This window comes from Mesorhizobium sp. M0018 (genome assembly GCF_040323955.1).
Taxonomy (GTDB): domain Bacteria; phylum Pseudomonadota; class Alphaproteobacteria; order Rhizobiales; family Rhizobiaceae; genus Mesorhizobium.
Map to the genome: position 1 here is coordinate 20,000 of NZ_JAMYVL010000002.1, position 17,017 is coordinate 37,016.

At 62.4% G+C, this 17,017-nt stretch carries 14 protein-coding genes; 6 read left to right on the top strand and 8 right to left on the bottom strand.

The features are described 5' to 3' along the window. Window positions 1-91 precede the first annotated feature (91 nt). From NKJ81_RS02355 to NKJ81_RS02370, 4 genes are all read left to right on the top strand, one after another. A complete protein-coding gene (locus tag NKJ81_RS02355; protein ID WP_352492725.1) occupies window positions 92-1,114 on the top strand; it encodes an ArsR/SmtB family transcription factor in 1,023 nt (340 codons plus the stop codon). Beyond that, window positions 1,114-2,031, top strand: coding sequence for a methylenetetrahydrofolate reductase [NAD(P)H] (gene metF / locus NKJ81_RS02360; protein WP_023676795.1), 918 nt, complete (start codon window positions 1,114-1,116; stop codon window positions 2,029-2,031). The genes NKJ81_RS02355 and metF overlap by 1 nt, the downstream gene beginning before the upstream one ends. A gap of 602 nt (window positions 2,032-2,633) precedes the next feature. Next, window positions 2,634-3,071 (top strand): antitoxin Xre/MbcA/ParS toxin-binding domain-containing protein, encoded by a 438-nt coding sequence (locus NKJ81_RS02365; RefSeq protein ID WP_352501077.1) that lies wholly within the window; start codon window positions 2,634-2,636, stop codon window positions 3,069-3,071. Further along, complete coding sequence (locus NKJ81_RS02370) at window positions 3,072-3,761, top strand: RES family NAD+ phosphorylase (protein WP_352471536.1); 690 nt, start codon at window positions 3,072-3,074, stop codon at window positions 3,759-3,761. It begins immediately after the preceding gene. Between the two features lie 36 nt (window positions 3,762-3,797). Here the strand turns inward: NKJ81_RS02370 and NKJ81_RS02375 are convergent, their stop codons facing one another. Next, the gene (locus tag NKJ81_RS02375) at window positions 3,798-4,715 is read right to left on the bottom strand and encodes a DMT family transporter (protein WP_352539503.1); all 918 of its coding nucleotides are present in this window, start codon (window positions 4,713-4,715) and stop codon (window positions 3,798-3,800) included. Between the two features lie 225 nt (window positions 4,716-4,940). Between NKJ81_RS02375 and NKJ81_RS02380 the strand changes: the two genes are divergently transcribed. After that, window positions 4,941-6,161: an alanine racemase gene (locus NKJ81_RS02380; protein ID WP_352539504.1), complete on the top strand. Its 1,221-nt coding sequence runs from the start codon at window positions 4,941-4,943 to the stop codon at window positions 6,159-6,161. Window positions 6,162-6,289: 128 nt separating this feature from the next. Here the strand turns inward: NKJ81_RS02380 and NKJ81_RS02385 are convergent, their stop codons facing one another. Next, entirely contained in the window at window positions 6,290-7,462 is a 1,173-nt protein-coding gene (locus tag NKJ81_RS02385) for a lytic murein transglycosylase (RefSeq protein WP_352539505.1), read from the bottom strand. A gap of 80 nt (window positions 7,463-7,542) precedes the next feature. Further along, window positions 7,543-8,340: a glycoside hydrolase family 25 protein gene (locus NKJ81_RS02390; protein WP_502898549.1), complete on the bottom strand. Its 798-nt coding sequence runs from the start codon at window positions 8,338-8,340 to the stop codon at window positions 7,543-7,545. 405 nt (window positions 8,341-8,745) lie between these two features. Between NKJ81_RS02390 and NKJ81_RS02395 the strand changes: the two genes are divergently transcribed. Next, complete coding sequence (locus NKJ81_RS02395; protein WP_352539506.1) at window positions 8,746-10,125, top strand: serine hydrolase domain-containing protein; 1,380 nt, start codon at window positions 8,746-8,748, stop codon at window positions 10,123-10,125. 24 nt (window positions 10,126-10,149) lie between these two features. Here NKJ81_RS02395 and NKJ81_RS02400 read toward each other — a convergent pair whose 3' ends face one another. The 5 genes from NKJ81_RS02400 to NKJ81_RS02420 form a co-directional block, all read right to left on the bottom strand. Then, window positions 10,150-10,458, bottom strand: a complete 309-nt coding sequence (locus tag NKJ81_RS02400; RefSeq protein WP_352453138.1) for a HigA family addiction module antitoxin — start codon at window positions 10,456-10,458, stop codon at window positions 10,150-10,152. Between the two features lie 12 nt (window positions 10,459-10,470). Next, window positions 10,471-10,767, bottom strand: a complete 297-nt coding sequence (locus NKJ81_RS02405; RefSeq protein ID WP_352456184.1) for a type II toxin-antitoxin system RelE/ParE family toxin — start codon at window positions 10,765-10,767, stop codon at window positions 10,471-10,473. Between the two features lie 136 nt (window positions 10,768-10,903). Further along, on the bottom strand, window positions 10,904-11,569 hold the full coding sequence (locus NKJ81_RS02410) for a class I SAM-dependent methyltransferase (protein WP_352539507.1): 666 nt from the start codon (window positions 11,567-11,569) through the stop codon (window positions 10,904-10,906). Continuing rightward, entirely contained in the window at window positions 11,569-12,813 is a 1,245-nt protein-coding gene (locus NKJ81_RS02415; protein ID WP_352539508.1) for a BtaA family protein, read from the bottom strand. Before NKJ81_RS02415 ends, NKJ81_RS02410 begins: the two co-directional genes overlap by 1 nt. Window positions 12,814-12,895: 82 nt before the next feature. Continuing rightward, complete coding sequence (locus NKJ81_RS02420; RefSeq protein WP_352539509.1) at window positions 12,896-16,849, bottom strand: hydantoinase B/oxoprolinase family protein; 3,954 nt, start codon at window positions 16,847-16,849, stop codon at window positions 12,896-12,898. Between the last annotated feature and the right edge of the window lie 168 nt (window positions 16,850-17,017).

The window sequence follows — 17,017 nt, forward strand, 5'->3', positions numbered from 1 at the left end:
TCATTTTCTTGTCCGGAAGCGACATAGCGCTTGCAAGCCTATCCAAACCGACATAAACATATGTTTATATCTTTTCAAAGAGAATGCTCGCATGCATGTCGCTCTCGACACGATGGTAGATACATTGAAGGCGGCGGCGGAATCCAGCCGGCTGCGCATATTGGCGCTGCTGTCGCGCGGCGATCTGACCGTTTCAGATCTCACCGAAATCCTCGGCCAGTCGCAGCCGCGCGTCTCGCGCCATTTGAAATTGCTGCTGGAGGCCGGGCTGATCGGCCGCTACCAGGAGGGCTCGTGGGCGTTCTTCCGGCTATCGGATTCCGATGCGTCGCGCGATTTCGTGCTTAGGCTGGTCTCCGGCATCCGCGGCGCCGATCCGCAGGTCGAGCGTGATCTCGAACGGCTGGCCGCAGTCAAGCGCAAGCGGCAGGACCGGGCCGCCGAATATTTCTCGGTCAACGCCGCAAGCTGGGACCATATCCGCTCGCTGCATGTGCCGGATCGCGCCGTCGAAGCAGCCCTCATCAAGCTCGTCGGCAAGCGGCCGTTCCAGTCGATGCTCGATCTCGGCACCGGCACCGGACGGCTGCTCGAGATCTTTTCGCCGCTCTATCGGCGCGGTATCGGCATCGACATGTCGCGCGAGATGCTGACGGTGGCGCGCGCCAATCTCGACAAGGCCGGCGTTTCGAATGCGCAGGTGCGCCAGGGCGACATTTTTGCGCCACCGGTCGAACGCGACGCCTTCGATCTCGTTACCATCCATCAGGTGCTGCACTATCTCGACGATCCCGCCCGCGCCATCCGCGAGGCGGCGCGTCTGCTGCGCCCGGCCGGCCGGCTGGTGATCGTCGATTTCGCGCCGCACACGCTGGAGTTTTTACGCGACGAGCACGCGCATATGCGTCTCGGCTTTTCCGACCGGCAGATTGGCGACTGGTTTTCCGAGGCCGGCCTCGACCTCGAGGACAGCCAGGAATTCGAGCCGCGCGGCGGCAACGAGGCCAAGCTCACCGTCAAACTCTGGCTCGGCCGCGATCGGCGCATGCTGATTGCCGAGCCTTCCAACGACAGACAACCGGCCAATGCGTATCCGATAGGGGAAACCGCCTGATGAACCAGTTCCGCTTCTCCCGCCGCCCCGACATCGGCGACAAGGTCAGGGTTTCGTTCGAGTTCTTTCCGCCGAAAAACGATGAGATGGAAGCAAGGCTGTGGGACACGGTCACCCGGCTTGAGCCGCTTAAGCCGAAATTCGTCTCGGTCACCTATGGCGCCGGTGGTTCGACCCGCGAGCGGACGGCCCGCACCGTCAAGCGCATCCTCAATGAAACGACGCTGACGCCGGCGGCGCACATGACTTGCGTCGATGCGGCGCGTCACGAGGTCGATGCGGTGATCCGGGAGTTCGCCGATATGGGCGTCAAGCGTTTCGTCGCCCTGCGCGGCGATCCGGCCGAGGGCGTCGGCGCGGCCTACCGGCCGCATCCGGAAGGCTATGCCAATGGCGCCGAACTGGTTGATGCGCTGAAGGGCGCCGGCGATTTCGACATATCGGTCTCGGCCTATCCGGAAAAGCATCCGGAAAGCCCGGATTTCGCCACCGACTTCGATATGCTGAAGCGCAAGGCCGACAACGGAGCGACGCGGGCGATCACCCAGTTCTTCTTCGACAACGATCTCTATGAGCGCTATGTCGAGCGGGCACGGCGGGCCGGCATCTACATACCCATCGTGCCGGGCATATTGCCGGTGCACAATTTCACCCAGGTCGCCAACTTCTCGGCGCGGTGCGGCGCCTTGGTGCCAGCATGGCTGGCCGAGCGTTTCGATGGGCTGCAGAACGATCCGCAAACGCATGCGCTGGTGGCATCTGCCGTGGCCGCCGAGCAGGTGCTGGACCTTGTCGAGCGCGGCGTCGGCGATTTCCACTTCTATACGATGAACCGGGCCGATCTGGTCTTCGCCATCTGCCACATGATCGGCATCAGGTCGCACGAAGTCGAGGCGGCGGGATCAGCCGCGGCGTAAGGCGGCAAGCTCCTTTTTGAAATGTCAAAGATCGGGGGAATGCAAAAGGCCGGGCAAAATGCCCGGCCTTTTCAAATGGTTTGGAGTATTCGGTGCTGGTCTTCCCCCGCTCAGCGGCCTTATGGAAGGACGCCCATAATGAGGGCGCCGATGAATGCAAACGCAGCACAAATCATCAATGCGTTGATCGGCCTCGTCAGTCCCATATCATAGCCTCCTCTTAAAGAGCTATGGCGAGAGTCTAGGGTCATTTGTGCCACAGGCAAGCAGAAACTTTGCTGCAATGCGACGAGATTGTGGAATTTGCGACCTGCCGTTTGCCGTTAGGCATTGAAACTCTTTGTCAAAAGCCGGCTCGGGACCTGTGAATAATTTGTGGCAAAGCCGTGGCAGCAGCGAGAATGGCAGCGCTACCGCGGCAGAAATCGGAATCGATTTTCGGACCGACTGAAGATTCGGAGCGTCGGAGCGCCCTTTGCATGTCCAACCGGGTGCTGCACGCTATACGAATGCGGTGGGCAACCGGCAGCGTTGTGAGATAGCCAGGACTTGAATTTTCTGCCAATTGGCAGTATATTGTCTGCCAAGTGATGGAGGCCGGAATGAGTGTCGGTTATGCGGTTCGCGATCCTGCAAATCAGGCTTTGCCGGCAAATCTGGCGGATGCCTCGGCACGGGCGCGGCTCACGCCAGCGGCTGTTGCCGGCATCGTCAGGCTCGCAGACATCTGGCATCTGACCAGCACCGAGATCTGTACCTTGATCGGCGACGTGTCGGAGAGAACCTGGTTCCGCATGAAGAAAGGCGAGTGGGAGGGCGTTCTCTCCCAGGATTCGCTGACACGCATCAGCGCCCTGATCGGCATCTTCAAGGGACTGCGGCTTCTGTTCTCCGAAGCGCTTGCCGATGAATGGGTGCGGTTGCCGAACAAAGGGCCGCTCTATGGTGGCCGGCGCCCCCTGGACGTGATGATCGAGGGCGGCATTCCGAAGCTGCTGCAGGTTCGCCAACACATCGACGCTTTGCGCGGTGGACTTTGAATGCAGATCCCGCCGCGCGCTGACATTTCCCAGCGCGACACGATCCGGCTCATTTCGACAGGCAGGCTCAAGGAACCGGTCCTGATGCCGTTGGCCAGGAATCATGGAGATTTGGAGGACCTTGCGGAGCTCGAAGGGGCCACCAGCGGCCGTCTTCAGGCGCAGCAAGGGGGATTGCCCGACCTCGATCCGCGCGAACTGGTTTTCGGGAGGCCGGGCTACACCTTCATCAATGCGGCTTTCGCTTACACCCGTCCGGGCGGCAATCGTTTCAACGATGATGCCAGGGGCGTCTGGTACTGTGGGTTCGATGCGGAAACTGCGCTCGGCGAGGTCTCTTTTCATCTGACGCGCGAGCTTGCCGCAATCGAACGGTTTGAAAACGTCACCGACTACGCGGAGCTCGTTGCCGACTTCATAGGCTCGTTTCACGATCTGCGCGGTGCTGAGTTCAGCAAGGACCCGGTGCTCGATCCGGATACTGCCTTAGCCTATCCTGCCGGTCAGGCGCTGGCGAAGCAACTCCGCAAGCAAGACGCCGCGACCGGTCTTGTGTATCCTTCCGTGAGACATGTCGGCGGGACCTGCCTTGCCGCCTTCCTTCCCGATCTCGTTCAGAATCTCAGGCAAGGCGGTATCTGGCGTCTGGAATGGCAGGGTTCATCTGTTCCCGCGATCACGCCCATATAGCGCACGATCGGGAGCGACAACTTCGCTGCGCCATCTCTAACGCCGCCCGAACAGGCGACCGTCGATGGTGACGAGGCCGAGGGCGATCAGCGCCATGCCGCCGAGCTCGAACAGTTCGAGCCGCTCGCCCAGGAACAGGAAACCGAGCAGGATGGCACTGGCCGGCACGATCAGCGTGACCAGCGAGGCGTTGGTGGCGCCGGCCGAGGCGACGAGATTGAAATAGAGGATGTAGGCGAAGGCCGTCGACAGCAGCGCCAGTGCCAGCACCGCCGCCCAGACCGGCGGCGAGGCCGAAAACAGATTGGCGGCATCATAGGTGAACAGAACGACCGGGATCATAATGATGGTCGAGCAGGTCAATTGGCCGGTGGCAATGACCGGTGACGGCACACCCTTGAAGCGGCGGGCGATCATCAGCGCAACCGCATAGGATAGCGATGCTCCGATGAGCGCGAATTTCGCCCAGACCGGACCGCCGAGCCCGGCGACGAGGCCGGGGCCTATCATCACCGCCGTTCCCGCGATACCGAGGGCGATGCCGGCAAGCTTGTTCCACGACAGCTTCTCGTCGCTGGTCAGGGCGTTGGCGAGGATCAGCGTCCAGAACGGCGTCGTCGAATTGAGCACCGAGGCGACACCGGCGCCAAGCTCGGTCTGGCCGACAAAGATCAGCGAGAAAGGGATGACGTTGTTGGCGAGCGCCAGCAGGAAGAACAGGCCGGCATGCGGCAAGGCGAGGCGAAACGACGGGCCACGGACCGCAAGATAGAGCTGCAACGCGATCGCGGCTATGGTGACGCGGAACAGCACCAGCACCAGCGGCGGAAGTTCCGCTACCGCAATACGGGCAAAGAAGAACGAGCCGCCCCAGATGGCGCCGAGCAGCAGAAGCTGCGCCCAGTCCTTGAGCACCATCGGACCGCGCATCGTGGTGGTGGCAGCTATCGCCATTGGTCGTCCTCCCAGACGAGATGCCTTGCTCTTCAGGCGTCTGTTCACGCCATACCCGATCCGGCCGCAAGGGCCACCCGAAACCTGAGCGATGGCCTAGCTCGCTCATAACCGGCGTGCAGCACCGGCGTAGCGCCGCGAAGCCAGGGCGGCGAGACATAGAATTGTTTTCATTAGCCGCTAGCTTGGATTAATTGTGCGCAGCCTCAGTCAAGGGATTCGTCCATGCAGCGATTCGAAAATGCCCGCGAGGCAGCGCTGGCGCTTCGCCCGGACGATCCGATCTATTGCTTCCGCCCGCAGGTGCTGAAGGCGGACGCCAAACAGTTCATGGGCATGTTTCCCGGCAAGACCGCCTATGCGGTCAAGACCAATGGCGAGCAGATCGTGCTCAACGCCCTGGTCGAGGCCGGCGTCGGTGCCTTCGATGTGGCCTCGCCCGGCGAATTCGCCGCCGTGCGCGCCGTCTCGCCGGACGCCGAGATGCTCTACATGCACCCCGTGAAGGCCCAGTCGGACATCAGGCTGGCGCTGGAAAAATACGCCATCCGCGTCATTTCGCTCGACCATGAGGACGAGGTCACCAAGCTGACCAGGGTGGTGCGGGCGCTCGACATCGATCCGGGCGCCATCACCGTGTTCGTGCGCATCCAGACGAAAGGCTCGGCGGCCTACGAACTGTCGAAGAAGTTTGGCGCCGGACCGGCCAATGCGGTCGAACTGGCCGAACGGCTGAACCGGACGGGCTACAAGGTCGGGCTGTGCTTTCACGTCGGCAGCCAGATCGAGGATCCCGACACCTATGAGCGGGCGCTGGCCTCCGCCGACTGGGTGCGCAACCGCGTCGGCTTCGACGTTGCCGGGCTCGATGTCGGCGGCGGGTTTCCCGCCGAATACGGTCATGATCCGAACAGCCGCAAGCCGGAAATGCCGTCGCTCGGCCAGATCATGTCGCGGCTGTCGGGCGACCTCCAGGAGTACCAGTTCGACCAGATGCCGCTGGTGGCCGAGCCCGGCCGGGTGATCGTGGCGCGCTGCCTGTCGCTGATCGTGCGCGTGCTGCTGCGCAAGGGCAAAAGGCTCTACATCAATGACGGCATCTGGGCGTCGCTGTCGGATTCATGGACCGGCAAGATCACGCTGCCGGCGCGCTTCATCCCCGATCCGGCGATCCGCTCGCGCAATGGCGAGGACAAGACCATCGTGCCGTTCAAGGTCTGTGGCGCGACCTGCGATTCCGTCGACATATTGTCGCGGCCGTTCTGGCTGCCCGAAACAGTCGATACCGGCGACTGGATCGAGATCGGCCATATCGGGGCCTATTCGCTGTCGCTCAGAACACGGTTCAACGGCTTCTATCCCGACACCTTCGTCGAGGTGGCGACGCCGTTCGACGAAGGCGATGCACCGCAGGGGTTCGCCAGCCTGGAGACGATGGCGGATTAGTTAATGGTGGAATGGTGAATAGTGAATAGTGAATAGTGAATAGTGAATAGTGAATAGTGAATGGTGGTAGCTCTGGTGCTCAATGCGGCTCCGGTGCTATTCTTTTCACCATTCACCATTCACCTCCTTCACAGCCTGGCCAGCAGCTCCGGAGTCGGCCAGCCGTCGACCGGCAGGCCCAGACGCATCTGCTCCTTACGGATGGCTTCGCGGGTGTTGGTGCCCAGGATGCCGTCGACGGTGCCCACGTCATAGCCTTTCGCTTCGAGCTTGGTCTGTAGCGCCTTCATCTGGTCGGCGTCGAGGCCGGGTTCGGGGTTGCGCGGATCGAATCGCGGCGCGCCCCCCAGTCGGGCGGCAAGATTTGCCGCGGTCAGGGCATAGGTGAAGGACTGGTTCCACTCGAGATAGACGTCGAAATTGTCGTAGGTCAGGAAGGCTGGCCCCTTGCGACCCATGGGCAGCGCCAGGCCGGCCTTCAGGCCGTTGTCGAGAAGCGGCGTACCGTCGGGCCTGGTAACGCCCCACTGGCTCCATTGCGTCAACGGCAGCTTGTTGGTGCGTCCCGTCTGCTCCCACGGCAAATCGTCAGGCACACGGACTTCCTCGATCCAGGGCTGGTCGCGCTTCCAGCCGCGCGACTGGATCTTGCTGGCCGTGCTCATGATCACGTCCGGCGCGCTGCCGCGCAGGTCGACCAGGCCGTCGCCGTCGCCGTCGACGCCGTGGCCGAGATAGTCGGAAGGCAACATCTGCGTCTGGCCGATCTCGCCGGCCCAGGCACCGGTCACGTCGGCCGGCACCACGCCGCGATCGATCAACATCAGCAGCGGCACGATCTGCGGCCGGAACAGCTGCGGACGGCGGCAGTCATGCGAGAGGCTCACCAGCGCGTTCAGCGTATGAAAATCGCCCTGCACGGCGCCAAAATCGGTCTCCAGGGCCCAGAAGGCGGCGATGACCGGCGCCTGCACGCCGTATTCGCGATCGGCGCGGACAAAGACCTCGGCATATTTTTGCAGATTGGCCGCACCTTGCTTCAGCCGATGCGACGAGATCATGCGGTTCGAGAATTCGATGAAGGTCTGGGTGAAGACGCCCTGGGCGCGGTCGCGTGCCAACGCCTTCTCATCGAGGGTGGCGTTTTCCAGCGCATCAAGGCCGGCAGCGCCGACGCCGGCCGCCCTGGCCTCCGCCGCCACGCCGTGCTTCCATGACTCGAAATCCCCGCCGCATTGCTGTGCCGCGGCCGGCACGGCGGTCTGGAGCAGCGCCGCGAGAAGTCCAAAGCGCAATCGCATCGCTATCCTTCCAAGAAGATTACCGGCGGTTGCAGGCATTCGTCGTTGGCTGTGTCGAAAAGCAGGCGGCAGGCCTGGTGTCAACGGGTGTTCTGCCGCAACCACTTCTTCCACGCGGCTTCGGAGCCGTTGAAGACGCTGATGTCGGCGTTTCCGGCCATGCCCGGCACGACACCCGTTCCGGTATACTGCCAGAAGGTGAAGGGATGGCTGCCGTATTTCTGGCGCGGGTGCCCGGCGACGGAGCGCAGCCAGTAGGGGTAATTGCGGAAGCCCGATAAACCGTTATCTTCGAAGAAATCGACAGACGTGTAGATGATTGGCTTCTTGCCGTAGTATTTTTCGACGATTTCGAGGAACGTGCTCATCTCGCTGCGTACCGTGGCCGGATCGGGCCGCAGCTTACAGGTCGGCGATTTCGGGTTCCATTCCATGTCGAGAACCGGCGGCATCGCCGAGCTGTCTTTGGGCACGTTCTGGATGAACCAGCGCGCCTGGGTAGCGGCCGGCGTGCAAAAGTAGAAAAAATGATAGGCGGCACGGGGGATGCCCGACGCCCTGGTGCGGCTCCAATGCTCGTTGAAAGCTTCATCGAAACGGTCTCCGCCTTCGGTTGCCTTGATAAAGGCGAAGGAGATGCCGCTGGCCCTGGCCGCCGGCCAGTCGATCGATGTCTGGTATTTGGAGACGTCGGTGCCGTGGACGGCATAGCTCCACGGTGCGCCGCTGTCCCATTCATGCGGGTCGGAATCGGCAAAACGCGGCGCGCGTACCGCAACCATCGAGGCGCTGGACGACGACAGCGATGGCGTCAGATCCTCGACTGTCGAGCAGGCACCAAGCAGCGTCAGCGTGATGAGAACCGCGAAACGGCGCATCGCTACTTCCCGAGCCGGTTTCAGCCGGCCGCTGATGGGTCTTTCCGCGGGTGCCCCTCGACCGGGCGCAGCGTGTCTGAAACCGACTTACGCGACGCGCCTGGATCTTCGTTTCATGCATTCCCAAACCGTTACGCAGTTTTGGGACGCATACATTCAAGCCCCGCCGGACGGTCACCCCACAGGATCGCCCGGTCTATCCTAAGCGCGTCGCTTCGACGCGCTTAGCTCTTTTGTCTATGCATGTCGTTGTCCCAAAACCGCTGCGCACTTCTGGGCGACATTCACCTGTGATCGCCGATCATGGTTGATATTCGGTTGACGGCGCTCGACAAGAGCCGCGATTTTGCCGAAACAATGGCGGCAAATCGATGACATAGATCGCGCTCAGGGGAATTCGAAAAAATGCAGATCCTCCTGAAGTTCGTCAAATGGCTGCTCGGCCTGGCTGCGCTGGCCGCCGCGATACTCGCCGGCTGGCTGTATTTCGCGCCGCCGGAACTGATCCGCGTCGGTTCCGGCTATGCCGCCAAGATCGTCTGCTCGAACGTCTTCATCGCCGGGCGAGACGCCGACGACGTGCTCGCCGTCGATGTGCAGGCGCCGGGTCATCCGCTGCTGAAGCTGATGAGAGTGTCGGTGGACAAGGAGAAGGGAACGGTTTCGGCGGGCCTGTTCGGCGCGCTCGGCAAAAGTGTCGCGGTCGCCCGCGACGGGCTCGGCTGCGCCTCGGTTCCCGACGGCGATATTGCCGCCGCCAAGGCTGTCGCCGGAGCTCCACCGACGCCGGCGCCGCTGCCCGATCTGATCTGGCCGGAGGGCGACAAGGCCGATGCCTCGCAGGATCCCGAGGTCGCGAAAGTCCTCGACGATCCAGCCATGACCGGCGCCGGCATGCGGGCGGTGGTGGTGGTCAAGAACGGCCGCATCGTCGCTGAGCGCTATGGCGACGGCTTTTCCGAAAAGACGCCGCTATTGGGCTGGTCAATGACCAAGACGGTGAATGCGGCGATCGTCGGCACGCTGGTGAAGGAGGGCAAGCTAGCGATGACCAACCAGGGTCTGTTCGGTCCCTGGAAGGGAGATGGCCGCGCCGTGATCAGCCTCGCCGATATGATGGCGATGTCGAGCGGGCTGGAATTCAACGAGGATTACGGCGACGTCGCCGACGTAACGCGCATGCTCTATCTCGAACCGGACATGGCGGGCTTTGCCGGATCCAAGCCGCTGACCGGCGAGGTCGGCAAGGTGTTTTCCTATTCGAGCGGCACGGCGGTGATGCTGTCCCGATTGTGGCAGGACGCGATCGGCGACAAGGACAAGGCGCTGGCCTGGCCGAGGACCGCGCTGTTCGATCCGCTCGGCATGCACAGCGCTGTGCTTGAGGCCGACGAGCACGGCACCTTCGTCGGCTCGTCCTATCTCTATGCCACGGCACGCGACTGGGCGCGCTTCGGCCAGTTCCTGCTGCAGGGCGGCGTCTGGAACGGCAAGGAGATTCTGCCCGCCGGCTTCGTCGACTGGATGCGGGAACCGGCAACTGCCTCGAAAGTCTACGGCAAGGGGCAATTGTGGATAGAAGGACCGGGCGACGAAGAAAACCCCGGCGCCGGCACTGCCGCCGGCGTGCCCAAGGACACCTATTGGATGGAGGGGCATGACGGGCAAACGGTCGCCATCATCCCCTCGGAGCAGCTGATTGTGGTGCGGCTCGGCCTGACGCCGCCCAGGCTCGGCTATCGGCCGCAGGTGATGGTGGCGGCGCTGGTCAAGGCGCTGCACTGAGGAATGCGGCGGTCGCAGTCTTGTCTATGCGGCTGTCGCCAAAGGCTTGGCGCGATCAACACGCGCCCGCTCGTCGGGTGAATTCATAACCGTCCAAAGATCGTTACGGCGCTGGACGTTCAACCAGAAATCCGGGCTGTTGCCAAACACCCGCGCCAGAATGAGCGCGGTAGCCGCCGTCACGTTGCGGCGGCCGTTGCACAATTCGTTCACATGCTTGCGCTGGACGCTCATAGCTTCGGCCAAAGCCGCCTGTGTCAGGCCGAGTGGTTGCATGAATTCTTCCGTAAGAATTTCGCCAACCGTTGCTGGCTTGCGTGCGGTCATCAACATGTCTCACCTCACTTATATATAACTGTGGTCGTCGAGATAGATGTCCGACGCCTCGCCCCGGCCCCCGTCCCAGCGGAAGACCAGCCGCCATTGTTTGTTGACACGGATCGAATGGAAGCCTTCGAGATTGCCGCGCAACTTCTCGAAATGGTTGCTGGGCGGCACACGCAAATCCTGATCGATCGCCGCGTCGTCAATCATCTGGAGCTTGCGGAACAAGCGGCTTTCGAGATCGGACGGAATATTGCGGGAATGGGTGTCGTCCACGAAGAAAGCCCGCAGCCATCCATCTCTAAATCCGATGATCATCCCATGCTTCCGGCAAGGAGATAATGTACCACTCCTTGGGTCACATGGCAATGTGTGATTTAGCCAATTAAACTGATGTCAGCCACGGCCCCCATTTAGGATTGGAGCCCCAAAACCTTCCACGCCAAAATTGATATTAGATGGCGATCTTGATCACGGCGAGCCAGCTGTAGCCGCGATAAAGTGTTCTGAATCGAAGGCTTGCACCAACTCTCGCAGATTCCGATTCCAGGACGTCGCGCAGGGCTTCACGCGGCTGGACATGGAATTTTTTCAGCCAGCCGCGCAGCAGCGTGTGGAACCAGCCGGGCAGGGCCTCCTGCTGGCCGAAATCGACGACGTGCAGCGAGCCGCCCGGTGACAGGGCAGCAAGAGCCGCGAACACTGTCTTCTCCCAGCCGGGAATCATCGACAGCGAATACGAGACAAAAATGCGGTCGAAACTTTTGACGCCGAACAGTGCTTTCGCGTCGAAATCGGTGGCGTCGCCGCACGCCAGGGTGACGCGCCCGGAGAGGCCTTCGCGGGCAAGGGCAGCGGTGGCCGTCTCCAGCATCCCGGCCGAAATATCGAGGCCGAAGAAGCGCGCGCCGGGATAGCGGCGGGCGGCGAGGATGATGTTGCGGCCGGTGCCGCAGCCGAGCTCGAGCACGGTGCCGCCGGCCGGCACATCCAGTCCGGCGATAAGCCGGTCGCGGCCGAGCAGATAGTATTTGCGGGTCAGGTCGTAGATATGACGCTGCCAGCGGTAGACGCCGTCCATCAGCTCGGCATGGCTGGCCGGCAAGTCGGTCGTGCTCATCAGGACCGCTTCGCATAGAGATGGAAGCCGCCATAGATGGCCGAGCGGTCGCGCGCCGAAAACTCGCGCGAGGCGTCGTTCTCGTAGCGCCACTGGTCGAGCAGCGAATTCGAGACGCGGCCGGGCAGCAGGCTGGGTTCCGCTGCGGTGCGGAAGATGACGCGGGCGCCGGTTGAGGCGGTTCGGGTGATCTCGGCCCACAACCCGTTGAGCTGGTGGTCGGTCATCCAGTCCTGTGCATCGAGCAGCACGAAGCGATCCACCGAGCCGGCATCCTTGCGGGCAAGGAACTCGATCAGATTGGCGTGGTGGATGGCAACGCGATCGACATTGTTGCGGATCGTCTTGTAGTTGCACTTTTCGAGATAGGCGGGCAGGGCGGCCTCGCCCGGATCAGGGTAGCGGCGGGCGAAAGCCTGCCAGGCGAAATAATTGGTCTTCAGCGGAAAATCGCAGGCGAGCTTTTCCAGTCGTGCCTTCAGCACGCTGGCCATGGTGCCGTCACCCGAGGTGATCAGCGAATCGTACTGGGCCGGCGGAATGCCGAGGCCGAACAACGAGGCTTTTCGTGAGGTCGCCCATTTCAGCAGCGGTTTTTTGAAGACCGGCGCCAGCTCTTCGTCGAAGAAGCGGCGCTGATCGGCGATGCTCTTGGCGTCCATGATGCCGGCCGGGTCGACGCCGAAGAATTTTGCGGTGCGGTGGCCCACGGCGATGAACAGGCCAAGCAGGCCGGTCTGGTAGAAATTGCGGTCGAAGACAGCGATGCGGCGACGGCCGCGCCAGTTGCGGCGCTCCCAATAATGGCGGCTGACCGGGTCGAGATGCGGTGCGATGAAGCGATCGTAGGCCTGTGAATTGTGCCCGGTCCCAGCCGCGCCGAAGAAACGGAACAGGTCGCCCTGCGACGGCAGGTGACGGACGGCTTCGAGCTTCATGCGGTTCAGCGCGATATGGGCAGCGTTGAGGTCGACGGCATCGATCCTTTCCGGCGAGCGGGTGAGATAGGCAAGGATGTTACAGCCGCCGGAGGCAATGGTGACGATGCGGTGGCCCGTCCCGAGCTGCATCGCGTCCATGTCGATTTCGGGGTCTTCCCAGATCTGCGGATAGACGAGGCCGGAGAACAGGAAGGCGAACAGGCGCTCGGAGAGGCCAGCTTTCGACAGCGGGCGGTTCTGGTAGACGGCCTTGCCGACTTCCTTGCCGCGGCGAAAAACCAGGTCCCCAGAAATGTCCGTCATGGCAAGGCGATTCCCCGTTTGCGTTGCCGCAAGCGGGTAGCGCAGGGTGATGACAGGCCGGTGACAGCCTGTTGACGCGAGTTCAGGCCTTGCCAAATCCACCTGGGGTCGGGGTCGTCACGATGACCGCCTCGCCAGCGTCGAGGATGGTCTGATCGCAGGCTTTCAGCGTCTCGATCGCGCCGGTCTTGCGGCGGACCTTGGTCGAACCGGCCTCGCCATCGCCGCCTCCGTCCAGTCCCCGCGGCGGGCGGTTGCCATGCGAGGACAGGATCGCGCATTCCATTTTTTCGAGGAAGCGGATAGTGCGCCTGGTGCCGTCGCCGGCATTCCATTTGCCTTCGCCGCCGGAGCCTTCGCGGATATGAAAATCCTCCAGCAATACCGGGAAACGCAGTTCCAGCACTTCCGGATCGGTCAGGCGCGAATTGGTCATATGGGTGTGGACGCCGGAGGTGCCGGCAAAACCGCGGCCGTCGTTCATCCGGCCGGCCGGCGAGCCCGAGCAGATCGTCTCGTAATACTGGTACTGCTTGTTGCCGAAGGTGAGATTGTTCATCGTGCCCTGCGCATTGGCCATCGCGCCCATGGCGCCGAATAGCGCGTTGGTGACGTGTTGCGAGGTCTCGACATTACCGGCGACGACTGCCGCGGGATAGGCGGGTTTCAGCATCGAGCCGTCGGGAATGATGATGTTGATCGGCCGCAGACATCCGGCATTCATAGGGATGTTGTCTTCGACCATGACGCGGAAGGCATAAAGCACAGCGGCTCGGGCGACCGGCTCTGGCGCATTGAAATTGTTCTTCATCACCGGCGACGTTCCGGTGAAGTCGACGGTCGCTTCGCGCTTCCGCCGGTCGACCGATATCTTCACCTTGATCATTTGGCCGGTGTCGGTCGGATATTCGTATTCCGAACTGTCGGGCAGCCGCTCCAGAACGCGGCGCACGCTTTCGGCGGCATTGTCCTGGACATGGCCCATATAGGCTGCGACCACATCGAGGCCGAAATGCGCGACCATCTTGCGCAGCTCGGCGACGCCCTTTTCGTTCGCGGCGATCTGCGCCTTGAGGTCGGCGATGTTCTGGTGCGGATTGCGCGCCGGGTAGGGGTGGTCGGTGAGCAGCGTCTCCAGGTCCTTCTCGCGGAACCGGCCGCGATCGACGATGCGGAAATTGTCAAACAGCACGCCTTCCTCGTCGACGGTTGTGGCAAGCGGCGTCATCGAGCCGGGCGCGGTGCCGCCGATGTCGGCATGATGGCCACGCGAGGCGACGTAGAAGAGGATCTTCGGCGATTGGCCGATCTCCCCCCTTGTGGGGGAGGTGGCGGCGAAGCCGCCGGAGGGGGTCGTTGCGGCAGTGCTCGACGCACTTGTGGTGCCTTCTGCGAAGACCCCAACCGGCCGCTTCGCGGCCACCCTCCCCTCAAGGGGGAGGGAAAACACCGGCGTCACCACTGTGATATCAGGCAGATGGGTGCCGCCATTGTAAGGCGCGTTCAGCGCAAAGACGTCGCCGGGACGGATGTCGCCGGAGTTGAGCCGGATGATGGTTTCCACCGAGCGGTCCATCGAGCCGAGATGCACCGGCATATGCGGCGCGTTGGCGACCAGCGCGCCATTCCGGTCGAAAACGGCACAGGAGAAGTCGAGGCGCTCCTTGATATTGACCGAATAGGCGGTGTTCTGCAGCGTCACGCCCATCTGCTCGGCGATCGACATGAACAGGTTGTTGAAAACCTCCAGCATCACCGGATCGGCTTCGGTGCCGAGTGCGGCGTGTCGGCGCTTCTTCTCGACGCGCCGCATCAATACGTGGTTCTTGGCGGTGATCTCGGCCTGCCAGCCCGGCTCGACGACGATGGTCTGGTTAGGCTCGATGATCAAAGCGGGGCCGGCGATCTTGTTACCAGGCTTCAGCGTTTCGCGAGGGAAAATGCCGGCGTCGCGCCAGACGCCGTCGACAAAGATTTTCCGGTTCCCGGAAGGATTTGCGGCCATGTATTCAACAACTGAATCGCTTTCGTCGCGGCCGGTGCCGCCGGTATCGGTACCTTCGACGCCGATCGACTCAACGATCATCGGCTTGTCGTCATAGACGAAACCGAACTGTGCCTTGTGCGCCGATTCGAAGTCCGCCTTGGCCTGCGCAATCGAGCCGTGCCCGAAGTTCACAGGCAGCGCGGTATCGGTGCCGTCGTAGCGGATCTGCAGCACCGGTCTCGAGACGACCGCGTCTTCGCTGATGCCTTGCGCGGCGAGTTCGTCGATGACGGCTTTGCGCAGCGTTGCGATGAGTTCATCGATCGCTGGCCCGGAATTGTCCGCCAGCGGCTTCAGCAGCGCCTGCTGGCGTGACGCAAATACAGAGGATAGGCCGATGCCGTATGCCGAGAGCAGCCCTGAGAAGGGATGGATCAGCACCGCCTCCATGCCGAGCGCATCGGCGACCAGGCAAGCGTGCTGGCCGCCGGCGCCGCCGAAGCAGTTCAGGAGGTATTCGGTGACATCGTAGCCGCGCTGCACCGAAATCTTCTTGATGGCGTTGGCCATGTTTTCGACGGCGATGGTGATGAACCCTTCGGCGACGGTTTCCGGTGAGCGGCCGTCGCCGATCTCGGCGGCAAGTGCGGTGAATTTTTCGCGAACCGTCTGGACGTCGAGCGGTTCGTCCTGGCCCGGTCCAAAAATAGCCGGGAAGAACTCGGGCTGCAGTTTGCCCAGCATGACATTGGCGTCAGTGACGGCCAGCGGGCCGCCGCGCCTATAGGCGGCCGGGCCGGGGTTGGCGCCGGCCGAATCCGGCCCGGCGCGAAAGCGGCCGGCCTCGTAATGCAGGATCGAGCCGCCACCTGCAGCGACGGTGTGGATGCGCATCATCGGCGCGCGGATGCGCACGCCGGCGACCTCGGTGTCGAAGGCGCGCTCGTAGTCGCCATCGTAATGGGCGACATCGGTGGAGGTGCCACCCATGTCGAAGCCTATGACTTTGCCGAAACCGGCGAGTTTTGCCGTCTCAACCATGCCGACGACGCCGCCGGCCGGGCCGGACAACAGCGCGTCCTTGCCCTGGAACATTTCGGCGGCGGTGAGGCCGCCCGACGACATCATGAACATGAGGCGAGGGCTTTCCCTCCCCCTTGAGGGGAGGGTGGCGGCGAAGCCGCCGGGTGGGGTCGGCTCGACTGGGTTCGACCTACTCTCCCCCCTTGAGGGGGAGATGGCCGCAAAGCGGCCAGAGGGGGTCCTGTCAGAAGGCACCACAGGGGCGTCGAGCACTGCCGCAACGACCCCCTCTGTCGGCTCCGCCGACATCTCCCCCTCAAGGGGGGAGAGGACGCCCAGTTCCTTTGCCACTCTTTGCACATATCTCGACAGGATCGGCGACAGGTAGGCGTCGACCACCGTGGTGTCGCCGCGGCCGACCAGTTTGATCAGAGGCGAGACCTCGTGGCTGACTGAGACCTGCGAGAATCCGAGCTTTCGACAGACTTTGGCGACCGCCTTTTCGTGCTCGGGATGTTTCCAGGCATGCATGAAGACGATCGCGACCGCATCGATGCCATCCGCCTTGGCTTGCTCAATAGCCGGGCGTACCGAAGCAATGTCGAGCAGGCGCTCGACACTGCCGTCGGCGCGAACCCTTTCGTCGATCTCGACGACACGCTCATAGAGCTGTTCGGGAAGGATGATCTGCTTGGCAAAGATATCGGGCCTGGCCTGATAGGCAATCCTCAGCGCATCGCGGAAGCCTTTGGTGATGAGCAGCAGCACACGGTCGCCCTTGCGCTCGAGAAGCGCATTGGTGGCAACCGTGGTGCCCATCTTGACATCGCCGATCAGAGCGGAGGGGATTGGAGCGCCGGGTTGGACGCCGAGCAAATCGCGAATGCCCTGGATGGCAGCGTCGGCATAGGCTTCGGGATTTTCCGAAAGGAGTTTCCTTGGATGCAGCCCGCCTTGCGGGTCACGGCCGATGACATCTGTGAAGGTGCCGCCACGGTCGATCCAGAAATCCCATTTTGCAGTCACTGCGGCGGCTCCCGGGATTTTTCCCTGTTCGATCTGTTAGCTTGCGAGGCCCTAACCGGCAATCGTCAAATGATTGGAATAAGTTACAGGCAGAAATGCAACGTTACGAAACTCATGCGCAGCTTACGCATTGTGTCCTCGACCGCCGCCGGTAACGGAGGCGTGATT

What these genes read in the sequence shown, in the direction of transcription:
- NKJ81_RS02355 (WP_352492725.1), top strand. Translation starts at nt 92, where the DNA reads ATGCATGTCGCTCTCGACACGATGGTAGATACATTGAAGGCGGCGGCG.
- NKJ81_RS02365 (WP_352501077.1), top strand. Translation starts at nt 2,634, where the DNA reads ATGAGTGTCGGTTATGCGGTTCGCGATCCTGCAAATCAGGCTTTGCCG.
- NKJ81_RS02390 (WP_502898549.1), bottom strand. Translation starts at nt 8,340, where the DNA reads ATGCGCCGTTTCGCGGTTCTCATCACGCTGACGCTGCTTGGTGCCTGC.
- metF (WP_023676795.1), top strand. Translation starts at nt 1,114, where the DNA reads ATGAACCAGTTCCGCTTCTCCCGCCGCCCCGACATCGGCGACAAGGTC.
- NKJ81_RS02370 (WP_352471536.1), top strand. Translation starts at nt 3,072, where the DNA reads ATGCAGATCCCGCCGCGCGCTGACATTTCCCAGCGCGACACGATCCGG.
- NKJ81_RS02385 (WP_352539505.1), bottom strand. Translation starts at nt 7,462, where the DNA reads ATGCGATTGCGCTTTGGACTTCTCGCGGCGCTGCTCCAGACCGCCGTG.
- NKJ81_RS02405 (WP_352456184.1), bottom strand. Translation starts at nt 10,767, where the DNA reads ATGATCATCGGATTTAGAGATGGATGGCTGCGGGCTTTCTTCGTGGAC.
- NKJ81_RS02375 (WP_352539503.1), bottom strand. Translation starts at nt 4,715, where the DNA reads ATGGCGATAGCTGCCACCACCACGATGCGCGGTCCGATGGTGCTCAAG.
- NKJ81_RS02400 (WP_352453138.1), bottom strand. Translation starts at nt 10,458, where the DNA reads ATGTTGATGACCGCACGCAAGCCAGCAACGGTTGGCGAAATTCTTACG.
- NKJ81_RS02395 (WP_352539506.1), top strand. Translation starts at nt 8,746, where the DNA reads ATGCAGATCCTCCTGAAGTTCGTCAAATGGCTGCTCGGCCTGGCTGCG.
- NKJ81_RS02410 (WP_352539507.1), bottom strand. Translation starts at nt 11,569, where the DNA reads ATGAGCACGACCGACTTGCCGGCCAGCCATGCCGAGCTGATGGACGGC.
- NKJ81_RS02415 (WP_352539508.1), bottom strand. Translation starts at nt 12,813, where the DNA reads ATGACGGACATTTCTGGGGACCTGGTTTTTCGCCGCGGCAAGGAAGTC.
- NKJ81_RS02380 (WP_352539504.1), top strand. Translation starts at nt 4,941, where the DNA reads ATGCAGCGATTCGAAAATGCCCGCGAGGCAGCGCTGGCGCTTCGCCCG.